Consider the following 21,278-nt stretch of genomic DNA (forward strand, 5'->3'; position numbering starts at 1 on the left):
AAAACCCATTATCCGGGGAGAACCTGCCCTATGTCTCTGCCTGATGCCCGAACGGCTGTGTGTGAGCACCTGGCCGGACGGTTGTCGTCTGCAACGCTGTTCCGCAGCCTTATGGCGCATCCCGACTGGCACGTGCCGGTGTACGCCAGCTCCGAGGGTGAAGCGGCCGTGATGACCTTTGTGGATGCCGCCGGAGCGCGCTGGGTCAAGGTGTTTACCGACCTGGCTGCCGTCGAAGCCTGGGCTGAACAGGGCGGTGGGGTTCCCGGTCAACAGTGCGTCGTCACGGACGGTGCCAACCTCTTTGGCGCTCTTGAGGACACCCTGGCCGGTGTCGAAATCAATCCCGGCTTGCCTGAAGGCGTTCACTACCAGCAGCAGCATCTCCCGCTCCTGCGCCAGTGGGCCCGGATTGTGGAACTCGAAAGCGCCCTGGAAACGATTGACACGGGAGAGACCCCCATCGGGTTGCTGCGCGACTATGATGCTTATGTGATTGTCCTGAAGCGAACCGGCCCCGACACCGCCCAGTTGGTGCTGGCCCCTGACGCCGACGGCCGTCTGCTTGCCGCCGTCTTCACCGCCGAGGACACCCTGGCGGCGTTCTTTGACCAGGTGCTCGCTACGGCCGACTTTGAGCCAATTCCGGTACGGGTCAACGGCAGGCAACTTTTCGGACAACTCCAGGCACTGAACCTTGACGGACTGGTGTTCAACTGCAGCGGCCCGATACCACCCCGCGCCTTTGGCAGACGGCTGGCGGACTATGTTCTCACACCGGACAACGGACCCGCCCGCCAGTCACAACCAGGTGACCACTAGGCTGCCGTGGACAACGCCTCCTGACGGGCGGCTTGGGCAGCCCCCACCGCCGCGCCCACCGTGGCCGGCAGCAAACGACACACGGCCAGCGCCGAAGGTGCTGTCCGGCGCTCGACTTCCGCACGGATTGGAGCCAGCAGAACCTCGCCAGCGGAAACCAGGTCGCCCCCAATGATGAGCAGCTCAGGATTGAGCAGGTTGATAAGGCGTGCTGCCGCTATGCCCAGGTGAACTCCGGCGCGGGCAATGATGACCTGTGCCAGCTCATCCCCCAAGCGTGCCATGGTGAGCAGGTCCTCAAGGCCAATTTCCCGGTCCCGTGGGATGCCGCGCCGGGAGAGCGAAGAAGTACGATCACGGTACATCCGCTCTTTGGCCCGCCGAATCAGCCCTTCGCTGCCGACCCGTTCCTGCAGGGTGAGGTCGCCGTCCACGTCCACCGAATCGTAACCAATGGCACCGGCAATCCCCGTTGCTCCTGTCCAGAGCTGCCCGGCGTGGAGCATGGCCGCCGAAAGTTCCGGTCCGACTTCAACATAGACCACTGTCTGGCAGCCCTGGGCCACGCCGCACCGGTATTCGCCGAGCAGAGCGGCTGTCGCCCGCGAGACCAGACGGGCCGTTCCCAGGGCACCGCACGGCCGAAGCTCATCCAGGACCACGGACGACCAGAGCGTGTTCGATTCGCACCGGTCGGTCGCCCGGTTGAGATTGCCCGGCAACGCCAGTCCGACACCGCCAAACAACGCCGGATCGGACTCAGTCGCCGCCAGTTCGGCGACAAGGGCACGCACGGCAGCCACAGCTTCCGCTGGCGCATGCCCGGTCAGCGGTCGCTGACGCTGCGTGATGACTTCCCCGCTCGCTTCACAGACAATGCCCCGGAGAAACGTGGCCGCGCACTCTATCCCAATCCACAAGCGCCCGTCTGTCGCGTCTGATGTGTGTACCATGGTGCTAGTATTGCCTACGCCAAAAGGAGTTGGGGACATCCGACGCGGCACGTGCCGACATCGGATACCCAGCATAGCAAACGGCCGGGCCGGCCACATCAATCCCGAAAGTCCACACCGACCTTGGAATCCCTGCCTGTGAGACTGTCAAACCGCCTGACGCTATGCTCCGGCATCCGGCCGGAAAGGCTGCCCCGGCGCGCATTCCTGCTGCGGGCTGGCCTGGGGTTGCTGTGCGGACTGGGGCTGGGCCGGGATGCCTGCCAGCCTGTCTGGGGGCAATCCGGGCGGGTTGGAGACAGCCCAGTACCGTACCTCTCGCTCACAGTCATCGCCCAGGTGCCCACACCGGAAGCCCCGCCGACCCGCCTGACAACAACCGATCTGACCCTGTATGACGCCGGGGTGGAGCAGGTCATCGAAAGCATCGAGCCGGATCCATCGGCGGCCACAATCGTCTTTCTGGCCGATAACTCGGCCACGTTTCAGGTCGAAGTCGGCGATATGGAGCAGAAGGCACGTTCGCTCATCCGGGAACTCTTTACCGGCGACCGGCTGATGCTTGTCGGCTACGCCAAAGCGCCGGAAATCCTGTGCGATCTGACGGACGACGCAGCGCAGCTCGTTGCCGGGGCCAAGCTCTTCCGCAAAAGCTCCGTACCACACCTTTACGATGCGCTTCTGGCTGTAACCGAAGATGTCTTCCGCCCGGCGACGACCGTCAGCAAGCGCGTCATTGTCCTGCTGTCAGACGGCTACGACGAAAGCTCCCAAACCTCATTTGACGCGGCGCTGGCAGCGCTCCAGTCGGCAGACGTGGTGGTGTATGCCCTCCAGGCACCAGACCGGACGTACGGTGCGCCCCGCGCCAAACGGCTCGGCCCCAAGCCGGCCGAAGCCCTCCGGCGGCTGACCGAGGAGACGGGCGGGCGCAGCTTCAAGCTGGACGAAACCCAGGCAGCGGCGGTGCTGACCGATGAAGTACGGCGGCGCTGGTTTCGCCTGCGCTACCGTCCGCAAGGCGTGAACAGCACCACGGCCCGGCGGCTGTTCCTGGTGGCAGCCAGTGAGCAGGTGGTGCTGCGCACCAAGAAGAGCCAACCGCCGGCATCCACAATCCTGAAATAAGAAAAAGTTGACAACACCACACTCAAATCTTATAGTTCTGTACAGGACACGTCCAACGCCGGCCGGTGAGCGTCACAGCGCCCTCCAGCGGCGTTTGGTGAGCCTGATTTCAACGATTGTGTGGAGTGCAACAGGAAAGCCATGGGCAAAATCATAGGCATCGACTTGGGAACGACCAACTCAGTGGTCGCCGTGATGGAAGGCGGCGAGCCGGTCGTTATCACAAACTCTGAAGGGTCACGGACGACACCTTCTGTGGTGGCCTTTACCAAAGACGGAAGCCGCCTGGTGGGACAGGTCGCCAAACGTCAGGCGGTCACCAATCCCGAAAACACGTTTTACTCCGTCAAACGCTTCATCGGCCGGCGTTTCAACGAGGTCAAGGGCGAAATCAAGCAGGTGCCGTACAAGGTCATTGAAGGCCCGAACGGCGATGTGCGCCTGGTCGGCGGCGGGAAGGAGTGGGCGCCGCCGGAGATTTCCGCCATGGTGTTGCAGAAGCTCAAAACGGCGGCGGAAGACTACCTGGGGCAGCCCGTCACCGAGGCGGTGATTACCGTCCCGGCGTACTTCAACGATGCTCAGCGTCAGGCCACCAAGGATGCCGGCAAGATTGCCGGTCTTGAAGTCAAACGCATCGTTAACGAGCCGACGGCAGCGGCGCTGGCCTACGGGCTGGACAAGAAGAAAGACGAAACCATTGCCGTCTTTGACTTCGGCGGCGGCACGTTCGACATCTCCATTCTCGAAGTCGGCGAAGGCGTAGTCGAAGTCAAGTCCACGAACGGTGACACGCACTTGGGCGGCGACGACGTGGACGAATGCCTGATCAACTGGATCGTCAGCGAGTTCAAGAAAGACCAGGGCATTGATTTGACGACCGACAAGATGGCGCTCCAGCGGCTGAAGGAAGCCGCCGAAAAGGCCAAGATTGAGCTGTCGTCGGCGATGGAGACCGAAATCAACCTGCCCTTCATCACGGCGGACGCCTCCGGGCCCAAGCACCTGGTGATGAAGCTGACGCGGGCGAAGTTCGAGCAACTCGTTGACCATATTCTCCAGAAGACGCTTGAACCCTGCCGCAAGGCGCTCGAAGACGCCGGTCTGAAGCCCTCCCAAATTGACGAGGTGATTCTGGTCGGCGGTTCGACGCGCATTCCCAAAGTGCAGCAGATGGTCAAGGAGTTCTTCGGCAAGGAGCCGAACCGTTCGGTCAACCCGGATGAGGTCGTGGCCATCGGGGCGGCAGTCCAGGCCGGGGTGCTGGCCGGTGATGTCAAGGACCTGCTCCTGCTCGATGTCACACCGCTCAGCCTGGGGATCGAAACGCTTGGCGGCGTCAACACCGTCATGATTCCGCGCAACACGACGATCCCGACGCGCAAGAGCGAAATCTTCTCCACGGCCAGCGACAACCAGACCTCGGTCGAAATCCACGTTCTCCAGGGTGAGCGTCCCATGGCGCGCGACAACCGGACGCTCGGCATGTTCCGTCTCGTGGACATCCCACCGGCGCCGCGTGGCGTGCCGCAGATCGAAGTCACCTTCGACATTGACGCCAACGGCATCGTCAACGTCACAGCCAAAGACCTTGGGACGGGCCGCGAACAGAAGATTACCGTCACCTCCGGTTCGGGTCTGAGCAAGGAAGACATTGACCGCATGGTGCGCGAAGCCGAAGCCAACGCCGCCAAGGACCGCGAGCTGCGTGAACGCATTGAAGCCAAGAACAAGCTCGACTCCCTGATCTACTCCACCGAGAAGCTTATTGCCGAAAACCGCGAGAAGATCGCAGCGGCGACGCTCTCCGAAATCGAGGGGGTTCTGTCCGAGGCCAAATCGAAGCTCGAAACTGCATCGCTTTCCGAACTCAACAGCCTGTACGACCGCCTGACCAAAGCGACGTACAAGGTTTCGGAAGCTATGTACAAGGATGTGGCCGGTAGCCGTGCGGCCGGTGCTGGCACCAGCGGGACGGAATCCGGCAAGGGCGATGACAACGTGATTGACGCGGAATACGTGGACGTGGATGACAAACGCTAGGGACCTGCACGCCGGGGCTATCTCCTTGTGCCAGAACGGGCATAGGGGACGTGATGGCTCCGGCGTAACGGCCCGGTTCTTCACATGTGGTCACGGAGGCGACCATGGCGAAGCAGGACTATTACGCGACGCTCGGCGTTCCCAGAACGGCCTCGGCTGAAGAAATCAAGAAGGCTTACCGTCGGCTGGCGCGCAAGTATCACCCGGATGTCAATCCGGGGGACAAGGCCGCCGAGGAGAAGTTCAAAAGCATTTCCGAAGCATTCGACGTGCTCGGCGACGAAGAAAAGCGCAAGGTGTATGATCGCTTCGGCGTGTACACCGAAGCCCATGCCGAAGCCGCCAAACGCGGAGCCACCGGAAGCGGCATCCCCTTTGACTTTTCGACGTTTGACTTTGGCGGTGCTGCTGGCGGCACCTCATTCCGGGACATTTTCGCCGAGATGTTTGGTGGCGGCCGTGCCACCGGCCGGAGTCCCTTCCCGCAGGCCGGACGTGACATCGAACAGCCGGTCTCCATTACCTTCGAGCAGGCCATGGAGGGCGCCACGGTCAAGGTCACATTGCCGCCGATGGCCGGGCGACCGGCTGAAACCATCACAGCCCGTATTCCGGCCGGTGTGGACAACGGCTCCAAGGTGCGTATTGCCGGCAAAGGCTATCCCGGCGTCAATGGTGGGCCGCCCGGCGACCTCTACCTGGTGACCAACGTCGGGTCACATCCCTTTTTCACGCGCAAGGGCGACAACATTTACTGCACCGTGCCGATTACCGTGCCGGAAGCGGCGCTGGGCGCCAGAATCGAAGTTCCGACGGTCGGGGGCAAGGCGCAGTTGCGCATTCCACCCGGAACACAATCCGGGCAGAAGTTCCGCCTCCGCGAAAAGGGCTTCCCGGTGCTGCGCAGCCCCGGACAGCGCGGCGACCAGTTTGTGGAAGTCAAAATCGTCTTGCCGTCAGTCATCAGCGAAGAAACCAAGGAACTGTTGCGCCAGTACGAGCGCCTGAACCCGGAAAACCCACGCAAGTCACTCGGCGTCGAGTGACGTCACCTGTGCAGGACAAAGCCATGACGACACGCGGCCGGAAGCAGACCAAAACACGCCGATACTCGATTGGCGTCGTCGCTGAAACCTTTGGCATCCATGAACAGACGCTCCGCATGTACGAGCGGGAAGGCCTGCTTGTCCCCTCGCGCTCGGCGCGCAACACCCGTTATTACACCGATGCCGACCTCGAACGCCTCAAGTGCATTCTCAATCTCACCCGCGAGATGGGCGTCAATCTGGCTGGCGTTCAGGTCATTCTGGGGATGCGCGACCGGATGCAGGAAATGCACCAGAATATGATGGCTTTGCTCGACTACATCCGCGAACACATGGCCGACCATGCCGCCCACGCTCTGGTACGCATGCCGCCCATGTCCTTGGTGCAGATTGAACCCATCATGTCGGAAAGGCACACGACCGTCCACGTTGTGGACACAGTGCACCACAGACAGCCGTAGTCAGGACTGAAGCCGCATCCGTGGAGCAGCCTTCATGAAGGCCAAGCGTGTCATCATCGTCGGCGCCGGACTCGGTGGCCTGTCAGCAGCGCTGCACCTTGCCGCCAACGGCTTTCAGGTGACACTCCTGGAAAAAAATCCGACGGTGGGCGGCAAGCTCAACCGCATCGTGGCGGATGGCTACACGTTCGATACGGGCCCCTCACTCGTCACGATGCCGGACATCCTCCGCGACACCTTTGCCGTCGCTGGCGCATGTCTTGACGATTACCTCACGCTTCAGCCACTTGACCCGATTTGCCGCTACCGCTGGCCCGATGGGGCACAGCTCGATCTTTCGGCCGATCTCTCCAAAACGGTCGCGGCGCTGCGCCGCATCGCCCCGGAAGATGAAGCCGCTTTTTTTCGCTTCCTGAGCTACGGCGCTGACCTCTACACGGCCACGGCACCGGTGTTTCTGTTCAGTGACTTTCGGAACTGGCGCCAGCTCTGGCAACGCCTTGACCGCCAGCTTCTGCGGCAACTGCCACGCCTGGCCACGCTCAAAACCGTTGCCGACCGCACGACGGAATTCTTTTCCAGCCCCTACCTGCGGCAGTTGTTCAACCGTTATGCCACCTACAACGGCTCCTCGCCCTACCGGGCGCAGGCGACGTTTTGCCTGATTCCCTACGTTGAGTTTGCCTTCGGTGCGTGGTACGTCGCCGGCGGGCTGTACCGCATTGCTGAAGCCCTGCTTCAGGTGGCGGCGGCGCGGGGCGTCACCATCCAGACGAATGCCCCCGTGGCCGAAATCGTCGTGGAAGGCGGGCGCGTCCAGGGGGTACGCCTTGAAGACAACACCTTGCTGGCGGCCGAGGTCGTAGTATCGAATGCCGACTCGCTCTACACCTACGCCAGACTGCTTCCCGGACTGCGGCGGCGCACCTACGATGACCGGCGGCTGGCGCGCATCGAACCATCCTGTTCGGGCTTCATCCTGCTGCTCGGTACGCGCCGCCGTTTTGACACGCTGGCCCACCACAACATCTTCTTTTCGGGCGACTATCCCAGGGAGTTCAGCGAAATTTTCGACACCCTGACGCCGCCCCGGGACCCGACGATTTACGTCTGCGCCACAAGCCGTACGGACCCAACCCAGGCCCCGCCCGGAGGCGAAAACCTGTTCGTCATGGTCAATGCCCCGGCCGTCTGTGAAGCTTATGACTGGGACGACATTGCCTCCGAATACCGGCACCACATTGTGGCGCGGCTGGAAGCTCTGGGACTGACCGGGCTTTCGGAAAGCATCGTGGTCGAAGAAAGGCTCACACCCAAGCGGTTTGCCGGCTGGTTCAACGCCCATCGCGGCGCCATTTACGGGCTGTCCTCCAACAGCCTGCGCAATGCCTTCTGGCGTCCGCCGATTCGGGCACAGGAAGTCCGGGGACTCTACTTTGCCGGTGGCGGAACGCATCCCGGCGGCGGGATTCCGCTGGTCCTGCTGTCGGGCAAGCTGGCGGCCGCGGCTGTGGCTGAAGACTTCGGACTGCCGTCCGCAACGGCCTGAGCCGAAGCCGCCTTCGCCCGGAGTCAGCTTCGGTTCTGACCGCGCACCAGCGCATCCATCCAGGCAAAAATATCCGGCAGCGCGTCGGGCACGACGAGCAGGTGTTCGGCTTCGTAGAGCTTGAACGTTGTGGGTGTTCCCTGCGCCCGGAGACGTTCGGCAAGCTGCTCCGAACCCGGACGTGAGAAGTCCTTTGTCCCGGCAGAAACAAAGGCCGGCACGGCTTTGAGGGCGGACAGGCTGCCAAGGGCACGGCCGGAAATGGGTGCAATACCGGCCAGGCGGTCGGCGTACCTGGCGGCCACCGCCAACGTCGTTGCCGCGCCGAGCGAGTGGCCGACAATGAACAGGCGCGTCGCCCTGGGGGCCACCAGTGCCGGCAGCCGCTCGATGACCGGACTGTAGTCATCCAGCGGACTCGTCACCCGTGGGCAAATCAGCGCCCAGCGCCGCGCGCGGCACAGGCGGACGATTTCGCCGTCGCCGTAGCTGTCAAAAAACATGTTTTCGCTGCCGCCCGCTCCGTGAAAGGCCACGACCACGACGGGCGCTTCCGGCACTGCCAGGGCGCGTACCGGAAGGGGTCCCTTGGCCGTCGGAACGCTCAGGAACAGCTCGCCCTGTCGCCCAGCGAGGGTCGAGGCCGCCGGTTTGGCGCGAAGCTGCTGCGCCATGGCTTCGGTATCCTGCAACAGCCGGACGCCGGGCACATCGGTCTCGGCCGGGGCGCTTTCGCGCATGGACTTGAGCATCGCCAGCCGGCTGGAGAGCGTGGCCATGTCCACATCCAGCGCGTCAGGCGGGGGTGTTTTCGTCAACTCGGCCGTGGCGGTCTGCAAGGCGGCCAGCCGCCGGTCGAGATCGCGCGCCCGGCTGAGTCCAACACGCCAGCTCCGGCGTGCTGGTGCGTCCGGCGTCCCCACTACGATGTCGAGGCTTGTATCCGCTTCCTGCCGTGCCGGTTCACAGGCCACACGCACCCGGTGCGGCAAAGCAGCTTGAGGTGAGAGCCGGACGTTGGTCGTCTGCCGGCCAACCCGGAGTTGCAGCACCAGTTCGGGACGCGGCGCAGTGACCTCGTAGAGCGTGTTGATAACGACTTCACAGGCTGTTTCCCGCAGGTCGAGCAACGCCCGCGCCGGCGTGACGGACAAGGACATGGCCCAGCGGTCGGCCGCCTCCAGCGGCTGGTTGCCCAACGCCGCCGCCGTTTCATCGAGCACCTGGGCAACGGCGCCGGTATTGCCCGAAAAAAAGCCCAGCACGGCGGCCTGAACCCGTGGAATCGCCGCCGCACGCCGCTCCGGGTCGCGGCACTGCATCCAGGCGCGTTCAAGGGCGCGGGTGCGCCGGCCCAGTTCATAACGTCCTTCAGCAAAACGGATGGGGCCCGACGGCCCCTGTACGGACGGCGCGGCCAGTACGACCCCGGCCAGCGCCAGACTCACCATCCCCAACATCACGCGCATTGGTTGCTTCATCACCAGGCATCCCACCTGTGGTCTTGGCCCACAAACGCCTCCGTCACTTTTCCGGTGTGCCTTCCCCGGCTGCCACAGCCCGGCGCATGGCGCGGCCGGAATCGGCAGCGAAGCGCCATTGGAACAGCCGTGCCACCGGATACGCCAGTTGGGTGAGCGGATGCGCCGGACGTGAAAAAGCCAGAATGTCATACGCCACGGCGTCTGTGGAAGCCTCCCACTCGATGAGAAACCGCTCTTCCCCGGACTCGACATGCGCCGGCAGCGTTCCGTAGCCAAATCCAAACCGGCGTTCCTCGGCAATGACATAGACAATCCGGCAGGCATTGAGCGACCAGAACCCGAAGTGCCACGGCACAATCGCCATCACCTGCCCGACTTCAATCGGTGTATCGCAGGGGTGACAGGTGAGCCAACCCAGGTTGAACATCTCCCACCGGCGCAGGGCGGCGCAGGCCCGCCGGAAGACGGCTTCACCAGAGCCAAGCACAACGCGCGTATGGTCAACCGTGTAGCCGTCCGGCAGGGCGGCCGCCAGGCGTGTGGCCCCTTCGGCCGTGTAGGTCAGAGGCTGCCGGGCCTGGCTTTCCAGAAAGGTTTTCAACTGCTCTGCTGTCGGCGGCGTGAAAAGAAACATCACCAGCCTTCAAACAAAAAGCACCGGCGTGAAACCACGCCGGTGTGCAGGTGTTGTCAACATGCCCGGACTGTATGGCTAATCTTCACCCTGCGCCTTGGTATAACCGGCTTCACCGTCAAACTCCGGCAGCTTCTCGATGTGCATCCAGCGATACTGGCTGCCGATGCGCTGCACCAGATCGAGAATCTGGGCGTCGGTCAGGTCGCTGGCGGCATCCCGTGCTATGAAGCGGCAGCGGTAATGGTCAACGCAATCCGTCATCGCTCCCACCGAGGGATAGACCTTTGTTCCACGGTTGGAAATCATCTTGAGCTTGAGGGCGCTGCCTTCGGCAAGGGCTTCAAGTGCCGGCCCGAGTTGTTCCGGCAACTGGCCCGTCTCCACGAAAATGTCCGCGCCAACCGTCCGCCGCACTTCAGCCTTGACCATATCCGGGGCCTTCGGGAAATCAGGCAGCACCATCGGCTTGTATTCACGCACCCGCCAGTTTTCCGACTGCCTGCCCAGATTGCCGATAATGGCGTCCGTAAAGGCCCGCGTGCCGACGGCTTTGGCATCGCCCACAACATCCCGGGTCAGAATGCCCTGTTCAAGGGTGACGAGCAGGGCGTTTTCGATCTTGGCCGCTGCCTCGAACTCGCCCAGATGCCGCAGCATCATCACCCCGGACATCAGCACCGCCGTCGGATTGATGACATCCTTCCCGGCATACTTGGGCGCTGAACCATGGACGGCCTCAAAGATGGCGACTTCACTTCCGATGTTGGCGGAGGGCGCAAAGCCCAACCCACCAATCAAACCGGAAGTCAGGTCACTGATGATGTCGCCGTTCATGTTCGTGGTGACGATGACATCGAACTGCTCTGGGCGCTTCACAAGCTGGTGAGCGCAGTTGTCAATGATGATGTGGTTGGCCTCGATGTCGGGATACTCCGGCGCAATGGCCTCGAAGGTACGTTTGAGCATCCCTTCGGTCTGCTTCATAATGTTGGATTTCGTCGCACAGTGGACTTTCGTGCGTCCCTCGGAGCGGGCAAACTCGAAGGCCAGACGTACGATTTTCTCGCATCCCTTGCGGGAAATGAGCTTCAGACACTGGGCGACGCCGGGCGTCTGCATGTGTTCAATCCCGGCATACAGGTCTTCCACGTTTTCACGCACGACCACCAAATCCAGCCGCCGCCCGGTGAAGGGGGTCGGCACGCCGGGCATCTCGCGTACCGGACGGATGTTGCCGTAGGTCTCAAACAGCTTGCGCAGCGTCACGTTGGCGCTCTTTTCACCGAAGCCAACCGGTGTTTCGAGCGGCCCTTTCAGAACGACGCGCGTTTTGGTGATGGATTCAATGGTTTCGGGCAAAACGCCGGAGGGCACGCCCTGCCGAAAGACACTTGCCCCGGCCGCCCGCTCCTCCCAGGCCACAGCCGCGCCGGACGCCTCAATGATACGCCGGGTTGCCTCAACACATTCCGGCCCAATCCCGTCACCAGGGATCAGCGTGACGAGCTTCTTCCCATCCGCAGTGATGTGAAACGCCATGTAACGATGTCCTCGAAGAAAAGTGTGCGAAAGCGCACATAATATCAGGCAGTCTAGTTCCCGGATGCCGTCCGGTCAAGAAACAGCAACGGCGTCGCGCCACGTGGACGCAACGCCGTCAGAAGCAAGGTCCGGAACTGGAAACGGGGAACTAGGAAGTTGCCAGGGCTTCAGTTGGTTCCGGCGTCAGGGCGCGGAACTGAATCTGACCGTTTTCGATGAACACCTCGATGTGCGTGGCATCCTTGAAGTCGCCACGGATGACGGCGTCCGACAGCGGGTCCTCAATGAACCGCTGGATGGCACGCCGGAGAGGACGCGCGCCATACTGGCGCTCATGCGCTGTCTGCTGCACGATCCAGGCCAGCACTTCCGGCGTGGCCGACAGGGACAGCCCCCGGAAACTCAACGTCTCGTTGAGATGGGCCAGCAACAGGGCCACAATGGCTTCCAGATCGGCTTCGACAAGCGGCTCAAAGATGATGATGTCGTCCAGCCGGTTGATGAACTCCGGGCTGAAGGTCTGCCGGACGGCATTCATCACGGCGGCTTCATCGTCCGGGACACTGCCGGGATGAAAACCGAGCCGTCCCCGTTTCTGGATGTGGCGGGCGCCGATGTTTGAGGTCAGAATGATGATGCAGTTCTTGAAGTTGACCGTCGTGCCCAGGCTGTCCGTGAGTTGTCCGTCTTCCAGAACCTGCAACAGGAGATTGAACAGGTCGGGATGGGCTTTTTCGATTTCGTCAAACAGCAGCACGGAGTAGGGATGCCGCCGGACCTGCTCGGTCAACTGCCCGCCTTCCTCGTGGCCCACATAGCCAGGCGGTGAGCCGATGAGTTTGGCGACCGAGTGTTTTTCCATGTATTCCGACATGTCGAACCGAATGAGTGCCCGCTCACTGCCAAAGAGCAGTTCGGCCAGGGTGCGGGCCGATTCGGTTTTCCCAACCCCGGTCGGACCGAGGAAGAGAAAGCTTCCGACAGGCCGTTTCGGGCTGCGGACACCGGCGCGGGAACGGCGGATGGCCCGGGCCAGCGCCGAAATCGCACGGTCCTGGCTGATGACCCGCCGGTGGAGTTCATCTTCCAGACGCAACAGCTTCTGGACTTCATCTTCCTTGAGCGCCGACACGGGAATACCCGTCCAGCGGGAAATGACTTCCTCAATGTCGGCGCGTGTCACCACGGGAGTGGACAGCGGCGGGGGCAGGGTCTCCAGGGACGGTGGCACTTCGCTGCCAAAGCTGGTGAAGTAACTCGTGCGGCGGGGCGCTGGAGTTGTCACTGGCGCTGGGGCACTCTGCTGCGCTGCCCGCAGTTTGACCTGGGTGCCGGCCTCATCAATCACGTCAATGGCTTTGTCGGGCAAAAAGCGATCCACAATGTAGCGGTTTGACTGGTGAACCGCGGCAGACAGGGCTTCAGCGGTGTAGATCACACCGTGGAAGTCTTCATACTTTTCCTTCAACCCCATGAGGATCGACAGGGCCTCTTCCTCAGTGGGCGGCACGACCGGCACCGACTGGAAGCGGCGTTCGAGTGAACGGTCTTTTTCAATGCTCCGGCGGAAATCGGCCGGTGTCGTCGCGCCAATGCACTGAATTTCCCCGCGCGAGAGCGCTGGCTTCATGATGTTGGCCGCGTCGAGGGAGCCTTCGGCCGAACCGGCACCGACAAGCGTATGGATTTCGTCTATGAAGACAATGATGTTCTTGGACTCAGCCAGTTCCCGCATGATGTTTTTGAGGCGTTCTTCAAACTGCCCGCGGTACTTCGTTCCGGCCACAACCAGACTCAGGTCAAGGGCGACGATGCGCTTGTCGGCCAGAAAACGCGGAACATCCCCGTTGACGATCCGTTCGGCCAGCCCTTCGACAATAGCGGTCTTGCCAACGCCCGGTTCCCCAATGAGCAACGGGTTATTCTTGTTGCGCCGACAGAGAATCTGAATCACCCGTTCGATTTCGCTCTGCCGTCCGATGAGGGGGTCAAGCATCCGCCGCGCTGCCAGGTCAGTCAAATCACGGCTGTATTCAGCAATCCCGGAAGATTCCTTCTTATTGCCGCTGGTGGGCGTCGTCGCAGGTGCGGGGGAGAGGGTTCGCAGGATTTCTTCCCGGATGGCCTGCGGCCGCAAGCCATGCTCGTACAGGATACGCGCCGCCAGGGTGTTTTCTTCACGCAGCAGCGCCAGCAACAGGTGCTCGGTGCCAATGGCACGCAGGTTCATCCGCTCGGCCTCTTCCGCCGCATGGACAAGAATCCGCTTGGCTTCCGGCGACAGGGGCAAATCCATGGCGACCGTCGTCCGTTCCCGCCGCACCGTGCGCGCTTCGATGTCACGGCGCACTCCGTCCAGCGTCAGGTGCGCTTTGAGAAAGAAGCGGTTAGCCAGCGCCTTGTCTTCGCGCAGCAAGCCCAGCAACAGGTGCTCGGCATCAATGGCCGGCGCGCCAAACTGCCCGGCTTCATACCGGGCAAAGAAGACAACCCGTCGGGCCTTTTCGGTATATCGCTCGAACATACAGTGAGTTCCTAGCCGTAAGGTCAGTGTGAAGCTGGCTATCGGATGAGGACGTAACCGGATAGCCAGGGAGGTCCCGCTCATGCCTCCTGATTATGCGCCGACGCACAGGGGTTGTTCGTACCGAAAACGACACTGGTGTATTTTCCATGCTCCTGCCTTGGCGAAAAAGGCAGGAAGGCAGCACGTCCCAGCTTCAAAGCGCCAGCGGGCAACCTGTTTCAGGCAGCGTCTCTTTTCAGGCAGCGTCCCTGGGGGAAAGAACCTGCCGGTCAGAAACAGTAAGGCCGGATACTGTCCGGGAAATCAAGCGTGTTTTGGGAGGGGAAAAAGCAGCCGTGCCGCCAGGAAACACGCCAAGCAGCAGGATGAGCCGCAGATGGCAGGATGCCTGACCGGGCGCTCCTGCCATTTTTGCTCCGGCTGTCAGGGCTGGGCTGGAGGAACCACACCGTTTCGAGTCAGGCTCCCCAACAGGACGGGAGATGATTCAGGGCGGGTTTCACTCTTTGGCTTCACCCTTTTGCTCACGTCCGAGATTGCTGCTCAATTGACGTGCCAGATTTTCCCGTAAATCTTCCGCCGCACGCGCCAGAAGTTTCCCGGCAACAGCACTGGCCGAGGTCGCCTGGCCGAGCATGACATAAGTTTCAAGGACGGCCATTGTCTGACGACTGACCGGTACCGTGATACTTTGCGCTACCCTGCCACGACGCTTCTTGGCTTCGCCCTGTGCTGAGTTTTGCTTTGTGTTTGCCATAGCTTTTACGTTTCCCCTTTTTTCGAGCTGTTTCGGAAATGCTTTCAAGTACCAGAAGTGACTTGAAAGTGTCATCCCGTTTATAGACGAAATAACTCAAAAAAGGGAAATACTTTTCTCTGAATTGCCCCTAACCAGCCGCCGACAACGTTGTTTCCGGGGTAAATGAGGATGATTTTGCAGCACATCGCGCCGAATCAATCGCGGCACCGAGCTTTTCGGTTACGTTTCGTTTCCCTTGAAGCAATACTGTTTGGACCGTACCATCCTGATTGCGTACGAGCATACCAAGGTAATACCGCTTTTTCTGAACGAGATAGGCCAACGGGCCCAGAATCGCCGCCCGAATGCCTGTCAATTGCCGTTCGGAGTAGCTTTGTACCGCTTCCAGATCGGTGTAGCGCACAGCCAATTCCGACTGCCAGCCCTGGTGATGCAGGCTGACCAGAACAAATCCATGTTCGTGCAATTGGATGGCACTGTAGGCCCGTTCAGATTCGTCCGTATCCGCGATGTTCAAGCGATCCAGAACTACCGGTCGTTCCATGACCGCGCCAAGCTGGTGAGTTTGCGCCAGACGTTCCAACCGCTCCATATCGCGGGCTTCAATCCGGGTCGCCTGACGGACCAAATCCCGAAAGACAAACACCCAGATGGCATACATCGTGCCGATGGCAACAACCGTAAAGGTGATGCGCATGGGCAAAGGCAACTGATTGAAACCTGGTGCGTCCTGAAGGAACACAATCCAACCAAACATCATGGGCAGCAGTGGCATGGCAGGAACCTCGGATGAAAAGCAGTCAGGCAACCTGCTTCCAACATAGTCAATTGTCTTCCAGGGTGTGAGAAGAAAAGCGGCCCGAATGAAAAAAGCCGGCCATTCCGGCCCGCTGCTCCACCGTTACCGGGCAGTATTTCAGAGTGTAGCCAGGTCTTCTACGATGCGCTGCGCAGCGGCGGCCGGGTTAGCAGCCGCCGTGATCGGACGCCCCACCACAAGGTAGGTAGCCCCGGCCGCCAACGCCGCGCGCGGCGTCAACACCCGCCGCTGGTCGTCCGGGATGGCATCCGGCAGACGGATGCCCGGCGTCACAATGGCGAAATCCTTGGGCACGAGACGCCGCACTGCCGCGACTTCCTGGGGCGAACACACCACGCCCCCCAGCCCGCAGTCCACGGCCAGACGCGCCAGACGGAGAACAACCTCCTCCGGTGTTCCAGCCAGCCCAATCTCATCAAGTGTCGCCTGATCGGCGCTCGTCAGCAGGGTCACGCCCAGAATGGTCGGCCGCTGGCGGCCCGGCGGTAGCGCAGCCAGTGGCTCGACAGCCGCTTGCAGCATCGCCCGTCCGCCCAGCGTGTGGACGGTGCACAGGTGTACGCCGAGCTGCATCACCGCCGCCACCGCGCCGGCCACCGTGTGGGGAATGTCATGAAACTTCAGGTCCAGAAAGACACGTGCGCCGGTCGCCAGCGCCGCTGCCACGACCGGTGGACCGGCCGCCGTAAACAGCGTCTTGCCAATCTTGAAGCCTCCGACATAGGGGGCGACCTCCTGCATGAGCTGCTCGGCCGCAGCGCGGTCGGACGTGTCCAGTGCAACCAGCAGCCGCTCAGCAGGCGAGGACGGATGATGCATAGGCGCGGCCAAGCCAATCTGCCGTCCGTGGCAGCCACAATGCCACGGACGGCAGGCGGGAAGTCATCCAGACGGCGTGCCCGGTCAGGGTCAACCGTGGAACGCCATCAGTAACGGGTCCGGTACCGGCGTCCCGTCGTACGTGCATTGCGCGTGGTATAACGCGGGGCGGCTGCCGGCCGGCTTTCCGCCAGGGTAGGTGCCGCTGCCGCGCCCAAGCGGTCCTGGGGCGTCAGCGCCGCATAGGCCACGGCAAAACGCTCACGGGTGCCCACTGGAAGCTTGAGGTTGAAACCCGCTGGTGCCAGCGCCCGGTGCAGTTCGGGGTTGAGGGATGTCAACTCGCTGACTGGGACTTGGAGCAGGTCGGCCGCCACAACCAGCGAGGTTGGCGTATCGAGCTGAAAGGTGTCGTACCGCATTGGTGGCTCCGGCGTTACATCAAAGCCGTATTGCTTGTGATTTTTGGCAATGGCAATAACGGCCAGAATCGCCGGAACATAGTTCTGTGTTTCACGCGGCAGAAGTCCGCGCTGGTGCAGTTCCCAGAAGTCGGCATAGCCACACCGCTCGATGGCGCGCTCGACATTGTGCTCACCGCAGTTATAGGCCGCCATAGCCAGCAGCCAGTCACCGGCAAAGTAGTCGTACAAAAATTTCAGATAGCGGGCGGCCGCGCGGGTGGAAGCTTCCGGCGCCACGCGCTCATCCATGTAGGCATCCTGCCGCAGCCCAAAGCGTGCGCCAGTTCCCGGAATGAACTGCCAGATACCCCGCGCCTTGGCAAAGGACAATGCCCGTGGTTGCCACACAGACTCGACCTGAGCCAGCCAGATGAGGTCTTTCGGAACACCTTCTTCGGCAAAGATGCGCTCGGCCATCTCGCGGTAGCGCCCGGAGCGGATCAACCCACGCTCCATCGTGATGCGCCCCCGCCCAGTCGTGTAGAAGTTCATAAACTGATACACCTGCGCCGTCACCGTGAACTTGAAGTCGAAGTTCGACATATCCAGCTCACCCATCGGACGGGCGCTGATGCGGCTGATGTCCAGGGCCGCCAGTTCGTCGCGGTAAGTCCCCTGACCGGCTGCCAGCGCCGCCTGTCGCAAACCGGTGTGCAGCAGTTCAATGCGTCCCTGGAGTTCAAAAGCGTAAGCCTGCACATCCTGTCCGGCGCGCAACTCGGCTGGAGCCTGTTCAAGAACGGCCCTGGCCTGCGCAAAACACTGCCTGGCGTCTTCAAACTGACCGTTGCGGAAGGCTTCTTCACCGCGTTTGAAATGACGCTCCGCAGCCGCAATGAGGGCGCGCCCCGACGTTGTTGGAGTGGACACCAGAGGCGCTGGCGACTGCGCAACCGCGACGACCGTTCCGCATAGCGTCAACGCACAGAATGCGGATACGCGCCAAAGACCAAGGCATGACGTCATGGCATCTCCTGAAAAGTCCCAACTTGAATGGTGGTGAGCCTCCGAACGCATCAACCTGCGAGAACAGATCAGGGCGGAGTACGCAAAACGCTCGAAAAGCTCAGCCGGAAGTGCCAGCCTTCTATCATCAGGGTGAAGGCAATGTCAAACCCTGTCTCATATTTTTGGGGTCAATCGCCGCCTGCAAAGGCTATTCGGCAGCCGGGGTCTGCGCCGCCTGGAGTGCCGTCAGGGCAATGGCGTCCACGATGTCGCTGGCATCACAGCCACGGGAAAGGTCGTTGGCTGGCTTGGCCAATCCCTGCAAAATCGGCCCGATGGCTGTCGCCCGGCCCAGGCGTTCGACCAGCTTGTAGGCAATGTTGGCCGCTTCCAGACTGGGAAAAATCAGCACGTTGGCGTAACCGGCCACCGGGCTGCCAGGCGCTTTGCGCGCCCCGACGACGGGCACGATAGCGGCATCGGCCTGCATTTCACCATCCACGAGCAGTTCGGGACGCCGCGCCGCCACCAGCCGCACGGCTGCTGCCACCTTGTCCACGAGCGGATGCTCGGCACTGCGCCGCGTGGAAAACGACAGCATGGCAATCTTTGGCTCGACACCCAGAAAGGTACGGCAGTTTTCCGCTGCGGCCAGCGCAATGTCGGCGAGTTCAGCCGCGGATGGTTCGATGACAATCGCGCAGTCCGCAAACAGAAAGTTTCCGTCCGTACCAAAGGACGGGTCCTGTACCGTGACGAGCATGAAGCTGGAAACGATGTTGAAGCCCGGCGCCAGGCCGATGACCTGAAGGGCCGCCCGCACGGTTTTGGCCGTCGAATGCGTAGCCCCGGCCACGGAACCGTCGGCGCGTCCCGTCTGCACCATCATGTTCCCGAAGTAGAGCGGATCACACATTACTTCGCGGGCCTGCTCCAGAGACAACCCCTTGGCTTTGCGGCGCTCATAAAAAGCCTGGGCGAAGGCTTCGCGCTCCGGGGCGGTGGTGGGTTCCACGATGGGAAAGCGGTCCGGGTCAATCCCCAGCGCCTGCGCCTGCTCACGAATACGCGCGGCATCCCCCAGCAATGTCACCCGTGCCATTCCCTGTTCCTGGCACATCACGGCCGCGCGCAGTGTGCGCGGGTCCTCCCCTTCCGGCAGAACAATATGCCTGGACAACTGCGCGGCCCGCTGACGCAGGCGTTCAAGTAGTGTCATAGCGGTGCTCCTTGCGGATAAGGCGTCCGTTTATTCGAGCCGCAGCCGACGACTGAGGATTTTTTCGTCGGGGAACAGACTCGCCCGTGTGTCCGCATCAAATCCGATGGTGGAATCCGGCGTCGGTACGAGACCAACCAATTCCGGCCGCCCAACCCGCACCCCATAGCGTTTCGCCGCCGCCGCCACGGCATAAAAAACGTCCGCCGGGCGCGTCCGGCGCACATCGGTCAGGTTGCAGGAAACCTGTACCGTACCACGGGAAGCCAGGCGCAACCCCAGCGCCTTGACCCCTGGCAGGCCGCCCTGCGCTGCCCGCAGTTCCCGCGCGATGGAGCGGGCAATGTCCGGCGCGTCCGTTTCCAGTTCGACGTTGAAGGCAATCAGGTAATCGCGCGCCCCAATGGCCACGGCTCCGGCCGTGGGATGCGGCCGGGGCGGGCCGTAGTCCGGCGTCGGAAATGTCGGTGCCGTCCGCACCGCCCGCCGAATTGCGGCCAAATCACGGTACACCGCCTGGTGCGCCGCCTCGCCATAGCAGAAGACCGGAAGCCCATGGCGGGCGGACACCTGCTGGCTGACCTGATGGGCCAGGGCCACGCAATCGGTCATGGTCACGCCGCGTACCGGAATGAACGGCACGACATCCACGACGCCAATGCGCGGGTGAACGCCCTGATGTCTGGAGAGATCAAGGCATTCCACCGCCCGGGCCAGGCCGGCTATGGCGGCGGCGCGCACGGCTTCGGGTGAACCGGCAAAGGTGATGACCGACCGGTGGTGATCGGGATCAAGATGCTGGTCAAGGATCGGTTGCCCCAGGGCGTGCTCTATTGCCGCCACAATGGACGCCACGACCTCCGGCCGCCGACCTTCACTGAAGTTAGGGACGCACTCGACCAGCGGTGCACCCATAGCTCGTCAGCGCGCTGCCTGCAGGTGGGCTTCAAGAAACCACAGCCGCTTGTCCATCGCGCGCGAAATGCCGGTGTAGAGATCGGCCGTATCGGCATCGCCCAGTTCATCGGTTTCGGCAATGGCTGCCCGAACATGATGGGCAAATGGGGCATACCGCTCGGCCAGTGCCTTGACGTGATCCAGCCCGTCCTGAATGTCAGTGGGATATTCCGCCAGAATCGACTGCGCCGCCGCGATCCGCGCCGTTCCCAGCGCTGTACCACCCAACGCCGTCACGCGCTCGGCAAGGTCATCCACGAAGCCGTCCAGCTCGGTCGCCATCTCGTCAAACATCTCGTGCAGGGCAATGAACTGCGGCCCTTTGACATTCCAGTGGGCCTGTTTGACCTGGGTTTTGAGGTCGAGTGCCGTGGCCAACGATTGATTGAGAAGCCGAATGACCGCAACCCGAATTTCTTCGGGCAGGTCAAGGCGTGTTGCGTGCAGTTGCTCACCCATAACGCTATCCTCCTGTGGAAAAAACTGTGAAAATGTGGAAACCAGTAACCAAGCCCCGGCACCCTCTGGAAAGGCCTTGCCTTTACACGTAGCGCAGTTACACGTAGCGCAGTCGCATGGAAGTTTCCGCCAACTCATCAACGCGGGCGGCGATTTCCGGTGAGATGAGTTGCCCGTCCTGGAAGTCGGCTTTCGTAGCATAGACGAAGCGCGGGACAATCACGGCCCGAAAATCCAGCATCAGGCTGTTGGCCAGTCCAAGCACTGACATATAGCTCCGCTGTCCGCCGGCGGCGCAGAGAAAGGCTACGATCTTGCCTGCCCAGGCCGGGCCGGTAAGTTCGACAAGGTTCTTGGCCGCCGCATTCACATCGTAGTTGTAAATAGGGACGGCCAGCGTCACCACCCGCGCCTCGGCAATGAGTGCCGACAGGGCCGCCACGCCGGGGTCATCGTAGGCTGGCCCGCCATCGCAGAGCGGCAGGGGATAATTGCGCAAGTCCACGAATGCCACCTGTCCACCACGTTGGGCATAAGCCTCCGTCACGTGGCGGGCCAGAATCCGGCTGTGGCTGTCCGTACGCAGTGACGTGGCCAAGACAAGGTATTCCATAAGAGTGATCCTTAACGTGCCAGAACG

The 21,278-nt window shown here is 61.9% G+C and carries 19 protein-coding genes; 6 read left to right on the plus strand and 13 right to left on the minus strand.

Features of this window, described 5'->3' with window-relative positions; genetic code table 11:
- Positions 1-30 precede the first annotated feature (30 nt).
- Positions 31-822: an SseB family protein gene (locus CABTHER_RS09290; RefSeq protein WP_014100377.1), complete on the plus strand. Its 792-nt coding sequence runs from the start codon at positions 31-33 to the stop codon at positions 820-822.
- Here the strand turns inward: CABTHER_RS09290 and CABTHER_RS09295 are convergent.
- Complete coding sequence (locus CABTHER_RS09295; protein WP_041569187.1) at positions 819-1,775, minus strand: ROK family protein; 957 nt, start codon at positions 1,773-1,775, stop codon at positions 819-821. The two genes, CABTHER_RS09290 and CABTHER_RS09295, sit on opposite strands and share 4 nt — an antisense overlap.
- A gap of 138 nt (positions 1,776-1,913) precedes the next feature.
- Here CABTHER_RS09295 and CABTHER_RS09300 point away from each other — a divergent pair, with 138 nt between their 5' ends.
- From CABTHER_RS09300 to CABTHER_RS09320, 5 genes are all read left to right on the plus strand, one after another.
- Positions 1,914-2,903 (plus strand): VWA domain-containing protein, encoded by a 990-nt coding sequence (locus CABTHER_RS09300; RefSeq protein ID WP_014100379.1) that lies wholly within the window; start codon positions 1,914-1,916, stop codon positions 2,901-2,903.
- Between the two features lie 141 nt (positions 2,904-3,044).
- On the plus strand, positions 3,045-4,946 hold the full coding sequence (gene dnaK, locus CABTHER_RS09305) for a molecular chaperone DnaK (RefSeq protein ID WP_014100380.1): 1,902 nt from the start codon (positions 3,045-3,047) through the stop codon (positions 4,944-4,946).
- A 104-nt stretch (positions 4,947-5,050) separates the two neighbouring features.
- Entirely contained in the window at positions 5,051-5,992 is a 942-nt protein-coding gene (locus CABTHER_RS09310) for a DnaJ C-terminal domain-containing protein (RefSeq protein WP_041569188.1), read from the plus strand.
- A 23-nt stretch (positions 5,993-6,015) separates the two neighbouring features.
- A complete protein-coding gene (locus tag CABTHER_RS09315; protein ID WP_081464886.1) occupies positions 6,016-6,453 on the plus strand; it encodes a MerR family transcriptional regulator in 438 nt (145 codons plus the stop codon).
- A 34-nt stretch (positions 6,454-6,487) separates the two neighbouring features.
- Positions 6,488-8,002 (plus strand): phytoene desaturase family protein, encoded by a 1,515-nt coding sequence (locus CABTHER_RS09320; protein ID WP_014100383.1) that lies wholly within the window; start codon positions 6,488-6,490, stop codon positions 8,000-8,002.
- Between the two features lie 23 nt (positions 8,003-8,025).
- Here the strand turns inward: CABTHER_RS09320 and CABTHER_RS09325 are convergent, their stop codons facing one another.
- From CABTHER_RS09325 to CABTHER_RS09380, 12 genes are all read right to left on the minus strand, one after another.
- Complete coding sequence (locus CABTHER_RS09325; protein ID WP_148264010.1) at positions 8,026-9,483, minus strand: alpha/beta hydrolase; 1,458 nt, start codon at positions 9,481-9,483, stop codon at positions 8,026-8,028.
- A 43-nt stretch (positions 9,484-9,526) separates the two neighbouring features.
- Positions 9,527-10,120, minus strand: a complete 594-nt coding sequence (locus CABTHER_RS09330; RefSeq protein ID WP_014100385.1) for a DUF1990 family protein — start codon at positions 10,118-10,120, stop codon at positions 9,527-9,529.
- Positions 10,121-10,198: 78 nt separating this feature from the next.
- Positions 10,199-11,662: an NADP-dependent isocitrate dehydrogenase gene (locus tag CABTHER_RS09335; RefSeq protein ID WP_014100386.1), complete on the minus strand. Its 1,464-nt coding sequence runs from the start codon at positions 11,660-11,662 to the stop codon at positions 10,199-10,201.
- Positions 11,663-11,813: 151 nt separating this feature from the next.
- Positions 11,814-14,189, minus strand: a complete 2,376-nt coding sequence (locus CABTHER_RS09340; protein ID WP_014100387.1) for an ATP-dependent Clp protease ATP-binding subunit — start codon at positions 14,187-14,189, stop codon at positions 11,814-11,816.
- 502 nt (positions 14,190-14,691) lie between these two features.
- Positions 14,692-15,024 carry a hypothetical protein gene (locus CABTHER_RS09345; RefSeq protein ID WP_148264011.1) on the minus strand — a complete coding sequence of 111 codons (333 nt, stop codon included), beginning with the start codon at positions 15,022-15,024 and terminating at the stop codon, positions 14,692-14,694.
- Positions 15,025-15,079: 55 nt separating this feature from the next.
- Positions 15,080-15,649 (minus strand): hypothetical protein, encoded by a 570-nt coding sequence (locus CABTHER_RS09350; RefSeq protein ID WP_148264012.1) that lies wholly within the window; start codon positions 15,647-15,649, stop codon positions 15,080-15,082.
- Positions 15,650-15,868: 219 nt separating this feature from the next.
- The gene (pyrF, locus tag CABTHER_RS09355) at positions 15,869-16,591 is read right to left on the minus strand and encodes an orotidine-5'-phosphate decarboxylase (protein WP_014100390.1); all 723 of its coding nucleotides are present in this window, start codon (positions 16,589-16,591) and stop codon (positions 15,869-15,871) included.
- 107 nt (positions 16,592-16,698) lie between these two features.
- Positions 16,699-18,021, minus strand: coding sequence for a lytic transglycosylase domain-containing protein (locus tag CABTHER_RS15910; protein WP_187288367.1), 1,323 nt, complete (start codon positions 18,019-18,021; stop codon positions 16,699-16,701).
- A 190-nt stretch (positions 18,022-18,211) separates the two neighbouring features.
- Entirely contained in the window at positions 18,212-19,222 is a 1,011-nt protein-coding gene (gene pta, locus CABTHER_RS09365) for a phosphate acetyltransferase (protein ID WP_014100392.1), read from the minus strand.
- 30 nt (positions 19,223-19,252) lie between these two features.
- Complete coding sequence (gene ftcD / locus CABTHER_RS09370; RefSeq protein WP_014100393.1) at positions 19,253-20,137, minus strand: glutamate formimidoyltransferase; 885 nt, start codon at positions 20,135-20,137, stop codon at positions 19,253-19,255.
- Positions 20,138-20,143: 6 nt separating this feature from the next.
- Positions 20,144-20,638: a DNA starvation/stationary phase protection protein Dps gene (gene dps / locus CABTHER_RS09375; RefSeq protein ID WP_014100394.1), complete on the minus strand. Its 495-nt coding sequence runs from the start codon at positions 20,636-20,638 to the stop codon at positions 20,144-20,146.
- A gap of 97 nt (positions 20,639-20,735) precedes the next feature.
- On the minus strand, positions 20,736-21,251 hold the full coding sequence (locus tag CABTHER_RS09380) for an NADPH-dependent FMN reductase (RefSeq protein WP_014100395.1): 516 nt from the start codon (positions 21,249-21,251) through the stop codon (positions 20,736-20,738).
- Between the last annotated feature and the right edge of the window lie 27 nt (positions 21,252-21,278).

Origin of the sequence: Chloracidobacterium thermophilum B, from assembly GCF_000226295.1 — a bacterium.
GTDB classification, from domain to species: domain Bacteria; phylum Acidobacteriota; class Blastocatellia; order Chloracidobacteriales; family Chloracidobacteriaceae; genus Chloracidobacterium; species Chloracidobacterium thermophilum.

Excerpts from the sequence above, each read along its gene's own strand:
- CABTHER_RS15910 (WP_187288367.1), bottom strand. The coding sequence starts at position 18,021 with ATGACGTCATGCCTTGGTCTTTGGCGCGTATCCGCATTCTGTGCGTTG.
- CABTHER_RS09335 (WP_014100386.1), bottom strand. The coding sequence starts at position 11,662 with ATGGCGTTTCACATCACTGCGGATGGGAAGAAGCTCGTCACGCTGATC.
- CABTHER_RS09330 (WP_014100385.1), bottom strand. The coding sequence starts at position 10,120 with ATGTTTCTTTTCACGCCGCCGACAGCAGAGCAGTTGAAAACCTTTCTG.
- CABTHER_RS09315 (WP_081464886.1), top strand. The coding sequence starts at position 6,016 with ATGACGACACGCGGCCGGAAGCAGACCAAAACACGCCGATACTCGATT.
- CABTHER_RS09350 (WP_148264012.1), bottom strand. The coding sequence starts at position 15,649 with ATGCGCATCACCTTTACGGTTGTTGCCATCGGCACGATGTATGCCATC.
- CABTHER_RS09340 (WP_014100387.1), bottom strand. The coding sequence starts at position 14,189 with ATGTTCGAGCGATATACCGAAAAGGCCCGACGGGTTGTCTTCTTTGCC.
- CABTHER_RS09320 (WP_014100383.1), top strand. The coding sequence starts at position 6,488 with ATGAAGGCCAAGCGTGTCATCATCGTCGGCGCCGGACTCGGTGGCCTG.
- CABTHER_RS09290 (WP_014100377.1), top strand. The coding sequence starts at position 31 with ATGTCTCTGCCTGATGCCCGAACGGCTGTGTGTGAGCACCTGGCCGGA.
- CABTHER_RS09310 (WP_041569188.1), top strand. The coding sequence starts at position 5,051 with ATGGCGAAGCAGGACTATTACGCGACGCTCGGCGTTCCCAGAACGGCC.
- ftcD (WP_014100393.1), bottom strand. The coding sequence starts at position 20,137 with ATGGGTGCACCGCTGGTCGAGTGCGTCCCTAACTTCAGTGAAGGTCGG.
- CABTHER_RS09380 (WP_014100395.1), bottom strand. The coding sequence starts at position 21,251 with ATGGAATACCTTGTCTTGGCCACGTCACTGCGTACGGACAGCCACAGC.
- dps (WP_014100394.1), bottom strand. The coding sequence starts at position 20,638 with ATGGGTGAGCAACTGCACGCAACACGCCTTGACCTGCCCGAAGAAATT.
- pta (WP_014100392.1), bottom strand. The coding sequence starts at position 19,222 with ATGACACTACTTGAACGCCTGCGTCAGCGGGCCGCGCAGTTGTCCAGG.
- CABTHER_RS09295 (WP_041569187.1), bottom strand. The coding sequence starts at position 1,775 with ATGGTACACACATCAGACGCGACAGACGGGCGCTTGTGGATTGGGATA.
- CABTHER_RS09325 (WP_148264010.1), bottom strand. The coding sequence starts at position 9,483 with ATGAAGCAACCAATGCGCGTGATGTTGGGGATGGTGAGTCTGGCGCTG.
- dnaK (WP_014100380.1), top strand. The coding sequence starts at position 3,045 with ATGGGCAAAATCATAGGCATCGACTTGGGAACGACCAACTCAGTGGTC.
- pyrF (WP_014100390.1), bottom strand. The coding sequence starts at position 16,591 with ATGCATCATCCGTCCTCGCCTGCTGAGCGGCTGCTGGTTGCACTGGAC.
- CABTHER_RS09345 (WP_148264011.1), bottom strand. The coding sequence starts at position 15,024 with ATGACACTTTCAAGTCACTTCTGGTACTTGAAAGCATTTCCGAAACAG.